Annotated in this window: 10 protein-coding genes; 3 read left to right on the forward strand and 7 right to left on the reverse strand. The window is 64.4% G+C overall.

Annotation, left to right across the window (positions count from 1 at the left end):
* Positions 1 to 539: 539 nt before the first annotated feature.
* The 5 genes from thpD to ACJH7A_RS29245 form a co-directional block, all read right to left on the reverse strand.
* A complete protein-coding gene (gene thpD / locus ACJH7A_RS29225; RefSeq protein WP_133427341.1) occupies positions 540 to 1,424 on the reverse strand; it encodes an ectoine hydroxylase in 885 nt (294 codons plus the stop codon).
* Positions 1,421 to 1,813: an ectoine synthase gene (locus tag ACJH7A_RS29230; RefSeq protein WP_061004310.1), complete on the reverse strand. Its 393-nt coding sequence runs from the start codon at positions 1,811 to 1,813 to the stop codon at positions 1,421 to 1,423. Before ACJH7A_RS29230 ends, thpD begins: the two co-directional genes overlap by 4 nt.
* Before the next feature lie 40 nt (positions 1,814 to 1,853).
* Positions 1,854 to 3,140 (reverse strand): diaminobutyrate--2-oxoglutarate transaminase, encoded by a 1,287-nt coding sequence (gene ectB, locus ACJH7A_RS29235; protein ID WP_212812413.1) that lies wholly within the window; start codon positions 3,138 to 3,140, stop codon positions 1,854 to 1,856.
* Between the two features lie 75 nt (positions 3,141 to 3,215).
* Positions 3,216 to 3,758, reverse strand: a complete 543-nt coding sequence (gene ectA, locus ACJH7A_RS29240) for a diaminobutyrate acetyltransferase (RefSeq protein ID WP_061004313.1) — start codon at positions 3,756 to 3,758, stop codon at positions 3,216 to 3,218.
* 821 nt (positions 3,759 to 4,579) lie between these two features.
* Positions 4,580 to 5,056, reverse strand: a complete 477-nt coding sequence (locus ACJH7A_RS29245; RefSeq protein ID WP_061004315.1) for a MarR family winged helix-turn-helix transcriptional regulator — start codon at positions 5,054 to 5,056, stop codon at positions 4,580 to 4,582.
* 274 nt (positions 5,057 to 5,330) lie between these two features.
* Between ACJH7A_RS29245 and ACJH7A_RS29250 the strand changes: the two genes are divergently transcribed.
* A protein-coding gene (locus tag ACJH7A_RS29250; RefSeq protein WP_110783901.1) for an IS3 family transposase occupies positions 5,331 to 6,490 on the forward strand; the annotation gives its coding sequence in 2 pieces (ribosomal slippage) (positions 5,331 to 5,622 and positions 5,622 to 6,490; 1,161 coding nt in all).
* Positions 6,491 to 6,565: 75 nt separating this feature from the next.
* On the forward strand, positions 6,566 to 6,931 hold the full coding sequence (locus ACJH7A_RS29255) for a chloride channel protein (RefSeq protein WP_406803211.1): 366 nt from the start codon (positions 6,566 to 6,568) through the stop codon (positions 6,929 to 6,931).
* Here the strand turns inward: ACJH7A_RS29255 and istB are convergent.
* Together istB and istA are read right to left on the reverse strand one after the other, a co-directional pair.
* The gene (gene istB, locus ACJH7A_RS29260; RefSeq protein WP_406803212.1) at positions 6,925 to 7,722 is read right to left on the reverse strand and encodes an IS21-like element helper ATPase IstB; all 798 of its coding nucleotides are present in this window, start codon (positions 7,720 to 7,722) and stop codon (positions 6,925 to 6,927) included. The genes ACJH7A_RS29255 and istB overlap by 7 nt on opposite strands.
* 1 nt (position 7,723) lies before the next feature.
* Positions 7,724 to 9,334, reverse strand: a complete 1,611-nt coding sequence (gene istA / locus ACJH7A_RS29265; protein WP_406775775.1) for an IS21 family transposase — start codon at positions 9,332 to 9,334, stop codon at positions 7,724 to 7,726.
* A gap of 164 nt (positions 9,335 to 9,498) precedes the next feature.
* On the opposite strand from istA, the gene ACJH7A_RS29270 reads away from it, so the two are divergent.
* On the forward strand, positions 9,499 to 10,602 hold the full coding sequence (locus ACJH7A_RS29270; protein ID WP_406803213.1) for a chloride channel protein: 1,104 nt from the start codon (positions 9,499 to 9,501) through the stop codon (positions 10,600 to 10,602).
* Positions 10,603 to 10,715 lie beyond the last annotated feature (113 nt).

The raw sequence follows: 10,715 nt of genomic DNA on the forward strand, positions 1-10,715 counted from the left end.
GAACCAGCAAGTAACCACAACCAAGGGGGTCAAAATTCAACCGACGCTACGGGGTCAATTTTCGACCGTCGTTGACAGCAGGTAGCCAACTTTCCGGCCACATCGGCGGCTACGGGGTTTCGCGAGGCCCGGTCGCGGTCACGATCGGCGGATGCACCCGACGCGACCTGGCCGTCTATCAGCCCACGGCTGGCGAACAGGCACTCATTCATCGCTACGAAACCTGCCACCGGTGACCACGGCGCACTGAAGCGCGAAACACAAGGCGAACGCAAGCCGCTGACGAAATAGCTTGCTGACGAAAACTTTTCACCAGCGAGCACGCACGCCTGGCTTTCGATGACGTATCGGGTGAACAAGGCTTTGGCGGCGCGCTGGCGACGTTATTGTTCACCGAGCAGACCGACGTCACGATGGGCGAACTGGCCGCCACCCTCGGCGGCGCCAGTGCGGGGGCCATCTCCGGGGCGCTGAAGACGCTCACCGAGCCGCGTCGCCTCAACGGCACGGCGTCACGCTCACATTGCGCCTTGCGGCACCTACCTCGCCGCCAAGTATCGGGGCCGCGGTCGCGGTGCGGCGAATGGTTCACCGAGCCGGTTGTGGACCGAATTGAAGACCAGGAAAACATTCGACCGAGGCAGGGGCGTGATGTTCGATCCTGAACCATGCAGCAGGTTCGCGTCGAACCACAGTGCCGTCCCCGGTGGGCCGGTGAACTGGTCGATGCCGTGGTGATCGACAGCCTTGGAGAGGGTGGTCTCATCGGGCGTGCCAACCTGCTGCGCTATCAGCGAGGTGCCGTGGTGGTTGTCCGGGGTTGCCCCCACACAGGGGTAGAACGTGTGGTGCGACCCGGGAATCACCATCAGTGATCCGTTGTACGGATAGTTGCGCGTGAGGGCGATCGAGCAGGACACCGCGCGGATGTCGGCCATGCCGTCCTCCGCGTGCCAGGTCTCGAAGTCCGAATGCCAGTAGAAGCCGGTGCCGGTGAAGCCGGGCATCACATTGATACGGGCCTGGTGGATGTAGACATCGCCGCCGAGCAGTTGGCGCGCCACCGGCAGCACCGTGTCCAGATCGACCACGTGCGCGACGAGTTCGCTGAGCAGATGTGGTTCGAAGATCGAGCGGATGGACCCGCGTGGTTCCCGAATGATCCGTGGGTCGCCCGGCTCGAGATCAATGGCGATTCGGTCGGTTTCGCCCCGCAGCGGTCCGATCAGGTCATCGGCGACAGTGCCGGGGCGCACGAGATAACCGACCTCGTCGAAGCGCATGAGTTCGTGCGGCAGCAGTGGGCCGTCAGTCTCCATGCCCCAGACCACAGGCTCGCTGCGGGGAATGGGTTCGACCGCGTGGTCGAGCCGAGTCGGATAGCGGTCCTCGACTACAGCGGTTGCGGCGCCGGGCGCGCTCACGCGACCGACTGCGGGGGTGGGTAGGCGCCAGTGGCGTCGTGTACTTCTCGCCCGGTGACAGGGGGGTTGAACACGCAGAGCATCCGCAGCTGCTCGTCGCACCGGATCTGGTGTCGTTCGTGGCCGTTGAGGAGGTACATGGTGCCTGGTCCGAGTGGATGGCGCTCGCCGGTTTCGAGGTTGGTCAGTGCGCCGGCACCTTCGGTGATCCACACCGCCTCGACGTGGTGCCGGTAGTGGAACTCGCTGACCGTGTTCGCGTCGATCGTGGTCTCGTGGAACGAGAATCCGACCCCGTCGTCGGCGAGGATGATGCGTTTGGATCGCCAGGTTCCGGCGGCCACGTCGCGGTCGGTTCCGGTGATCTCTGCGGTGGTGCGGACAATCATGGGTGAGGCATTCTTTCCGTCTAGGTTGGCGGTAGTCGGATCAGGGTCGGGTCGCGGCGACCGATTCGGCCAGGATGTCCAGGCCGGCCAGCAGATCGTCGGCTGACGTGGTCAGCGGCGGAAGCAGTTTGACGACTTCGTCGGACGGCCCGCTGGTCTCCATCAACGCTCCCCGCTCGAACGCTTGACGGCAAACATCACCGGCACGTGCGGCATCGGCGAATCTGAGCCCCTGCGCCATGCCACGGCCGCGTGCCGCGATGCCATCGTGGCGTGCCGCGATGTCCTCGAGTCGCGATCTGATCAACTCACCCTTCACCTCGGTCTCGGCACTGAATTGCGTTTCTCTCCAGTATGTTTCGAGAGCCTTGGTGGCCGTGACGAATGCCGGATTGTGGCCCCGGAAGGTGCCGTTGTGTTCGCCGGGCGCCCAGACGTCGAGCTCGCGCCGGAATAGGGTGAGCGCCATCGGCAGCCCGTATCCGCTGATCGACTTCGACAAGGTCACGATGTCCGGCACGATTCCGGCGGCTTCGAAGCTGAAGAAGGGGCCGGTGCGACCGCAGCCCATCTGCACGTCGTCGACGATGATCAGGATGTCGCGGGTGCGGCACAATTGGGCCAGCGCGTGTAGCCACTCGGCGCGGGCGATATTCAAACCGCCTTCGCCCTGGACGGTTTCCACGATCACCGCGGCCGGCCGGTTCAGGCCGCTGCCGGAATCGTCGAGGACGCGCTCGAACCAGTGGAAGTCTTCGGTGACTCCGCCGAAGTAGTTGTCGTAAGGCATCGGGGTTGCATGTACCAGTGGCACGCCGGCGCCGGCACGCTTCATGGAGTTTCCGGTAACTGACAGCGAGCCGAGGGTCATGCCGTGAAATGCATTGGTAAAGCTGATGATCGATTCGCGTCCGGTGACCTTCCGCGCGAGCTTGAGCGCCGACTCGACCGCGTTGGTGCCGGTCGGACCTGGGAACTGCACCTTGAAATCGAGGCCCCGCGGCCGCAAGATCAACTGCTGGAAAGTCTCCAGAAAGCGTTGTTTGGCCGATGTCGCCATGTCCAGCGAATGCACGATCCCGTCTGATCCGAGGTACTCGAGTAGCGCCTGCTTGAGTACTGGGTTGTTGTGGCCGTAGTTCAAAGCACCTGCGCCCGCGAAGAAATCGAGATAACGCCGCCCGTCGTTGTCGGTGATCCAGGAGCCGCTGGCGCTCTCCATGACGGTGGGCCAGGCGCGGCAATAGCTGCGAACCTCCGATTCCACCGCATCGAAGACATCTGGCAGGCCGCTCTCGGTCAGGTGTGCGGCGTCGGCGAGAAGCACGGTTGAATCCTTTCAATAGACAAACAGAAACATAAGTGGGACAGTGCATTTGGCACTGTCCCGGGGTATCGCGCGTCAGCTTGGCAGTGGTGCCACGAGTGGGCCGATCCGCAGCATCGGCTCGTCTTCGTGGCCGCCGTCGGCGTCGAGTAGCTCGGCGCCAAAATGTGAAAACTCGACTGTTGGCACGCCATGGCGGCGTGCGAACGCTCCGAAGAACTTACGAGAGGCGGTATTGCCGGGCGCTACCGTCGCCTCCACTGTGACCGGATGGCCCCGTCGTTCGGTTCGAATGCGATGCACCAGCCCGTCGAGCATGACACCGGCCAGCCCCTGGCCTTGCGCGTGCGGCGCCACCGCGACCTGCCAGACGAACAAGACGTCCGGCCGCGGCGGTGGGTGGTAGCCGGTGATGAATCCACAGATTTCGCCAGCTTTTTCCGCGACGATGGAGCTGGCCGCGAAATCAGTGGCCAGCAGCAGGTACGCATAGGTGGAGTTCACATCGAGCACGCCGGTGGCGGCGGCGAGCCTTCGGATTGCGATCGCGTCCGTGCTACAAGGGGCGCGTAGCAAGGCAGTTTCGGTGCGCGGGACGGCACAGTTGGCATCGGGCATCACAGAGAAAGGTCACCACCGAACGGTCATCGATCATCGTCAGTTCAAATCATCGGGTTTGCTGACAGTAGACACACAGCGACCGCTCAATCAAGGACGCCAATTGCAATGCCGTTGCGCTCCGCCTTCTGTTAAATGCCTGCCTGATCAGCGGTTTCACCCTCGGGTCATCGCACACAACGGCGACGCCACCGTTATCGAACTGTTATAGAGGTCGAGTTCTGGAGGGCTGCAGCGATTTTCGTGGCGGCTGTTCGATACGTGTCCATTGAGCCCCACTAACATCGATCGCCCACGAGACCATGAGACGAACACCCTCGGCGCGGGCCCCGCCATCGGAGTTCTTCGCAGGCATTCCCCCACGAGAGCCGAGATTGGCGCTCGGGCTTCGAATCTGGGCCGTTAGAACCGGCGACGAATTGATAAGTCGGACAACCCAAGACGCTGCATACACGCCTCGCTGAGCCGCTACCAAGGAAAACACGCGCATTACTACTGTGGCACTATGCTACTGTGGCACAGGCTCCAAAGCCGCGATGAGGCCGTCGGTGCGGCCAACTGCTACAGCTCGTCGAACTACATCAGCGGTGACGTTGCTGCCAACGCTGCAGCGAACCGGTATGTCCACGGACCGCCGCGGGCGGGCCACCCCACCACCGAGCCAGCCCCGAGGGCCGGTCGGTCCGCCCGCGGCCCGGGAAAGCCGCGCCACAGCCAACACGCCAGGGCCGTGGAGTCAAGTCGCGTGCACCGTCAGATGAAGCGCGTAGAACGCCGACTGTGGGCCGGTGCAGGATTCGTGGCCCCGAACAACCGGTGTGCTAGAAGTCGATTTCAGCCGGAGGCTCTCCGCCGGCCTCGGTGAAGGCGGTGAGTGCGCTGACCATGCCTTCACGCTGCCGCGCCGGCATCGCCTCCACGACCCGCACGATTTCGGCCCGCCGGCGAGCGGTGACCGTGCGCACGACCTTGCGGCCACGCGCGGTCAGCTCGACCACCAGTTCACGGCGCGAATTGGGATGCGGGCGACGGTCTATCAGACCGGCCGCGACCAGCCGTTCGGCCATCCGGCCGATCGTTGAGGGCTGCACGTCAAGCAGCCCTGCCAGGGTCGCCAAGTTCGTCGTACCGCGCGAGGACAAAATCACCAATACCCGAAACTGGGGAATGGTGATCGTGTCATCCACCTCGGCGATCGATCGCGCCGAGATGCTGACCAACAGCCGGGACGCAGTAATCAACGCATCGGTAATGGCATCGACCGATTGGGCGGATGTTGTCTTGGTCTGCGCGTTCACCGGAACCTCCTCCTAGTCAACTTTAGTCTGCGCCGCGCCAGATACCCGACCAGACCCACACCACAACCGCGTCGCACGCCGACCGCCTAGCGGCTGACTCGGGCCGATCGCCTCCTGTGCAGCCGCACCTGCGACCGGGGACTATCGTCGCCGCCCATTCGGAGAGCCGATTATCCTAGATAGCACTACTGTTGCATACTGCAATAGGGGACTGCCCCCAGTTTGGTTGACTCCTGACCTGTGAGGATTCGTCCTTGCTGGAAGGATCAACCTCGTGCCGACACCGTTTCCTGCCGAGTTCCGAGCCGACGTCATCGCCGTGGCCCGCAAGGGCGAGGCGCCGCTGCGCCAGATCGCGAAGGACTTCGGCATCTCGGAGGCCTGCCTGCACCGCTGGCTCAAGATCGCCGACCGCGAGGATGGCCGCGGTCAGCCCGCCTCAGCGGCCGATGCTGACGACATGGCCGCGCAGCTGCGCGAAGCGCACAAACGGATCAAACTGCTCGAGCAAGAGGCCGAGGTGATGCGCCGCGCAGTCGGCTACCTGTCCCGGGACGCCAACCCAAAATGATGTACCCGCTGGTCCTCGACCTTGCCGCTGACGGCGTGCCCGTCACGGTGACCTGCCGGGTTCTGGGATTCTCCACCCAGGCGTTCTACAAGTGGCGCAAAGCACCCCTGTCACAGCGGGATTGGGACGACGCACACCTGATCAACGTTGCCCGCGACATCCACGCCGATGACCCCGCATTCGGGTATCGGTTCATCGCTGATGAGTTGCCCGCGCGCGGGATCATCGCCGGCGAAAACCGTGTCGCACGCCTGTGCTCGCAAGAGGGCATCTGGTCGGTCTTTGCCAAGAAGCGAGGACTGAACCGCCGATCCGGGCCGCCCGTCCACGACGATCTCGTGCAGCGTCAGTTCAGCGCCCGCGCTGCCAACCAGGTCTGGCTGGCCGACATCACCGAGCACCGCACCGATGAAGGCAAGCTCTACCTCTGCGCCATTAAAGACGTCTACTCCAACCGGATTGTCGGCTACTCGATCGACTCCCGAATGAAGTCTTCGCTGGCCGTCGCGGCGCTGGATCACGCCGTGGCACTGCGCTCACCGACCGCGACGATCGTTCACACCGACAGGGGTAGCCAATTTCGATCGCGGAAGTTCGTCCATGCTCTGTCGCACAACGAATTACACGGATCGATGGGCCGCGTCGGCGCCTGCGGAGACAACGCGGCCATGGAGTCGTTCTTCGCCCTGCTGCAACGCAACGTCCTGGACCGCAGACGTTGGTCAACTCGAGCCGAACTCCGGCTGGCGATCGTGTCCTGGATCGAGCGGACCTACCACCGCCGCCGGCGCCAACGCGCCCTCGGCAGGCTCACCCCGATAGAGTTCGAACTGCTCCACACACCAGTCGCAACCGCGGCCTGAAATTCACACCCCGCGAGTCAACTGAACCCGGGGCAGTCCCTCGCGTTCCGTTGGCTGGTTGAGTTTTTCACTCGGATGTTCACCGGGTACGCCGACTACTCGGCGTTGGGTCGTGTCCCCAGCGCACACTGGCCCGCGCTGGGTTGGTGGTTTCTGCTGGCCGCTCCCGTGATCGCTGGTGCGGCCTACGGCCCGCTTGTGCACCATTTTGCACCCGAGGCGCGCGGCCATGGTGTGCCCGAAGTGATGTTCGCCGTGGCCCGCAACAAGGGACGGATCAAACCACAGGTAACGGTCGTCAAGGCGCTGGCGTCGGCGCTGTGCATCGGTGGCGGCGGATCAGTCGGACGTGAAGGGCCGATTGTGCAGATCGTGTCGCTTGCCAGGGTGATGGGACCACCTGATTGCCAGGGGGATGGGACCACCGTGGCGCGTTATTGAGGATGCTCGTCGGCGGGGTCTGGGTCAAGCTGAGGGCGGGTCCGTTGGCGGTAGGACGGTCCTTCGATGACCAGGGTGTGCGCGGCGGAGGTCAGTCGGTCGATGGCTGATTGGGCGAGCAGGGTGTCGGCGGTCATGGTCAGCCATTCAGCGGGCTCGCGGTTCGACGTCACGATGGTGGTCTTGGCGCGGTGGCGCTCGACGACGATTTCGTAGAAGTCGCTGGTTTCGGTGGCGTCGAGGGGGCGTAGCGCGAAGTCGTCGATGATCAGAACGTCGACGGCGGCCAGGCGGCGGATCTCGGCGTCGACGGTGTGGTCGAGGCGGGCGGCGCGCAGCCGGGTGAACAGTTTGTCGGCGCGGCCGAACACGACGGTGTGTCTGCGTCGAATAGCCATGTGTCCCAATGCTGTTGCCAGATGCGTCTTGCCAACGCCGACGGGCCCGAGGACGATCGCGGACTGGCCGGCATCGAGGAACCGTAGCGAGGTGAGATCACCGAGCAGGGTGCGGTCATAGCGCAGGTCGCCGTGGGCGGTCCAGGTATCAAACCGCATGCTCGGATCGAGTCCGGCTTTGGCCGCTCGTAGTGCCGCGGAGCGGGATTCGCGTCGGGAGACCTCGTCAGCCAGCAGTGTTTCCAGGAAGCCGATGTGGCTGAGTTTGTGTTGTCGGGCCAAGGCGGCGCGTTCGGGCAGGGTGTCAGCCAGTGCACCGAGCTTGAGGGCTTTGAGCAGTCGGAGCAGATCAGCGCCGATCGGGTCGGTAGCTCCACGGGCGGTGGTAGTCATGTCAGCGGTTCTCCTCGGAAACGATGGTCAATGATGTTGGGGTGGAGTTGAATTCGGAAGGATCACGGGCGAAGCGGGTCGCGGTGTGACCGACCGCTTTCGGCAGGGCCGGGGAGCTGGTCTCGGTGGCACGCTCGAGCATGGAGGCGATCTTGTTCACCGAGACGACATCGAGATCCAGCGACAATGAACAGGCCTGTTCGACCCGGTCGGCGCCGTAGCGGCGCACCAGACCCAGCAGCCGGTAGACGGTACGCATCTTCGTCCAGGGCAGCCGGTCATCGAGGATGCGTTCGGCGTAGATCCCGACGTTGGGGCCGTGCGCGGCGCAGGTGGCGATCAATGTCGTCACATCGCGCAGCGCGTAGCCGGTCTTGTGTTCGGGCAGATCAGCGGGGTCGGTGCTGCGCCCACCGGCCGGTTGGCGGGGATGGACCTTGACCAGCACGCCGCGGCGATAGAACTTCACCAGCTCGGTGTCGGCGCGCACGTCCAGGTACTGACCGATCCAGCATTCGGGCAGCGAATACAGGGCCTTGGCGACCTCGGCGTGGAAGTCGCGGTGGACCTTGACCGTCTTGAACACCGGCACGTCATAGACCTGCGGCACCGCCAACAGCCGGGGCTGCTCTTCGTCGGTGAACACCTCCAGCGGGCGTGCGCAGGTGGTGCCGTGGGTGCGGGTGCCCGCAGTGTCACGACACCACGCTGTGGCGGCGTCCTGCGCCTGCTGCAGACTGGTGAATGTTTCTCCGTCCCAGAAGTTTCGCCGCACGTACTGCACGGCGCGTTCCACCCGTGGCTTGTCTTTCGGCGAGGCCACCCTGGCGGGGTCGGTCAGAAACCCGCTATGCCCGGCGTAGTCCAGCCAGCCCTGGCTGAACTGCGGGTTGACCGCGTCCGCGGCGGCGATCACCGGTTTGAGGTTGTCGGGGATCAGCACGGCGAACACCCCGCCGAAGAACTCCCAGGCCGCCTCGCAGCCGGCGATCACCGCGGCCAGGGTCTGCGAGTACGACAACCACACGAACATGTGCCGGGAGTACACCGCGGTGAAGATCAGCGCGTGCACCTTGCGGCGGCGCCCGTCAGCAGCGTCGGTGAGCATCCCCAGGTAGCCGAAGTCGACCTGGCACTCCACTCCGGGATCGCCATCAGCGACCCGCACCGTGAGGTCTTTGCGGCCGAAACCGCAACGCTGGCTGGCGAATCGGTGCAACGTCCGATACGGCACCACACACCCCTGCCGGGCCAACAGGGTGTGGATCTTCGTGACCGTCAACGGCCGATGCTCACCGGTGCCGGCCACCCAGGCGGTGATCTGATCTTCGAAGCCCACCAGCTGCTCCCACGCCGCCCCGTGGCCATCGGGGCGCACCGGACGCACCGCCTCGGCAACCATCCCGATCAACGCATCATCGACCGCGCTGACGTCGTCGTCGCGACGCAAACCCGCCGCCTGGGCGGCCTCGACGTAGCGGCGCACCGTCTTGCGGTCCAGGCCGCAATGCGCGGCAATGCTGCGGTACCCCGGCGCCGGCAGTCCCACCACCCCCAGCCACACCCGCAGCACTTCCCTGATCTCATTCACACTGACCTCCCGAAAAGCCATGCCCGCCGACCTCCGTGACTTGAGCTGTCACGGCGATCGAACGAACAAATGAAAAGACCACCGACGCGACGCGCCGGTGGTCCCATAACTGGCAATCCAGGTGGTCCCATCACCCTGGCAAAAATCAGGTCACACTGGTCCCATCCTCATGGCAGGCGACACAGATCGGCTCGGCTACCGGCTCCGCACTGGGGCAATGGCTGCGCCTCGATACTGATCGGATTTGTCTGCTCGTCGCATGCGGAGCGGCCGGCGGCATCTCGGCTACCTTTAACGCTCCATTGGCCGGGGTGTTCTTCGCCCTCGAATTGATCCTGCGCGATTTCGCCGCCGAGTCAGCCGGTGTCGTGGTGTTGTCGAGCGTGGCTGCCGCCGTCGTAGGGCGCACCCTGATGGGCGATCACCCGTTCCTGTCCCTACCCGGATTCACCGTGCACCGTCCAGTCGAATACGTGCTGTATGCCGCGCTCGGAGTAGGCGCGGGCGTCGTTGGAACGGTGTTCTCGCGAGTCTTGTACTGGGTCGAGGACGCCTGCGATTGGCTCTGGCGGGGACCACAGTGGGCCCGCCCGGCCGTCGGCGGAATTGCCTTGGGCGCCTTGTTGATCGCGTTGCCTCAGATGTATGGCGTCGGCTATCCGGTTCTACAGAACGCGATCGATGGCCGGTACGCGGCAACCATGTTGCTCCTACTGCTCGTCGGCAAGATTTTGGCGACCAGCCTCACCATCGGCATCGGAGGCTCAGGCGGGGTGTTTGCACCCACCCTCTTCATCGGGGCGATGGCGGGCAGCGCCTTCGGGGTCGCCGCGCACCATCTTTACCCCAGTCTGGCTATCGCAGCTGGCGCCTGCGGCCTGATCGGCATGGGAGCCATGCTAGGCGCCGCGACTGGCGCGCCGATCACCGCCGTGGTCACCTTGTTCGAACTCACCGGCCAGTACGCCATCATCCTGCCGCTGATGACGGCTGTTGCCATGGCGGCCGGCACCGCTCGCCTACTCGGCCGGCACACCATCTACACGATCAAGCTCTGGCGCCGGGGTGTCGACCTGGACGCCACTGCCGATTCGACCGGTCACCTTATTGCCGTAGGCGCCGAACAACGCTCGTGCCGATCACCAGACGGGACGCCAACGCCTACTGCCCATGGAAGTCAGACACCAAAATTATTGGGCCATAGCACTTCCCGCAATCGACCCCCGATCACCAAAAACGCGGGAACAAGTCCATCGTCGAAACGACCTCCGCTGCGCGCCTTTGACTAACGGCAACTCCCCACAAGCTTGGGCCCAGAGCAATCGCCGGGTCTGCTGCACGAATAGGTGACATCTGAGTTGGCTTGCCCAGCATGGGCGGGCTGGAAGGATGTCCCCATGGC

This window comes from Mycobacterium sp. SMC-17, from assembly GCF_045310915.1.
Classification (GTDB): Bacteria; Actinomycetota; Actinomycetes; order Mycobacteriales; family Mycobacteriaceae; genus Mycobacterium.

Bases quoted from the DNA above. Each gene is read 5' to 3' on its own strand.
- ACJH7A_RS29230 (WP_061004310.1), bottom strand. From the start codon at position 1,813: ATGATTGTCCGCACCACCGCAGAGATCACCGGAACCGACCGCGACGTG.
- ectA (WP_061004313.1), bottom strand. From the start codon at position 3,758: ATGCCCGATGCCAACTGTGCCGTCCCGCGCACCGAAACTGCCTTGCTA.
- ACJH7A_RS29255 (WP_406803211.1), top strand. From the start codon at position 6,566: ATGTTCACCGGGTACGCCGACTACTCGGCGTTGGGTCGTGTCCCCAGC.
- istB (WP_406803212.1), bottom strand. From the start codon at position 7,722: ATGACTACCACCGCCCGTGGAGCTACCGACCCGATCGGCGCTGATCTG.
- istA (WP_406775775.1), bottom strand. From the start codon at position 9,334: ATGGCTTTTCGGGAGGTCAGTGTGAATGAGATCAGGGAAGTGCTGCGG.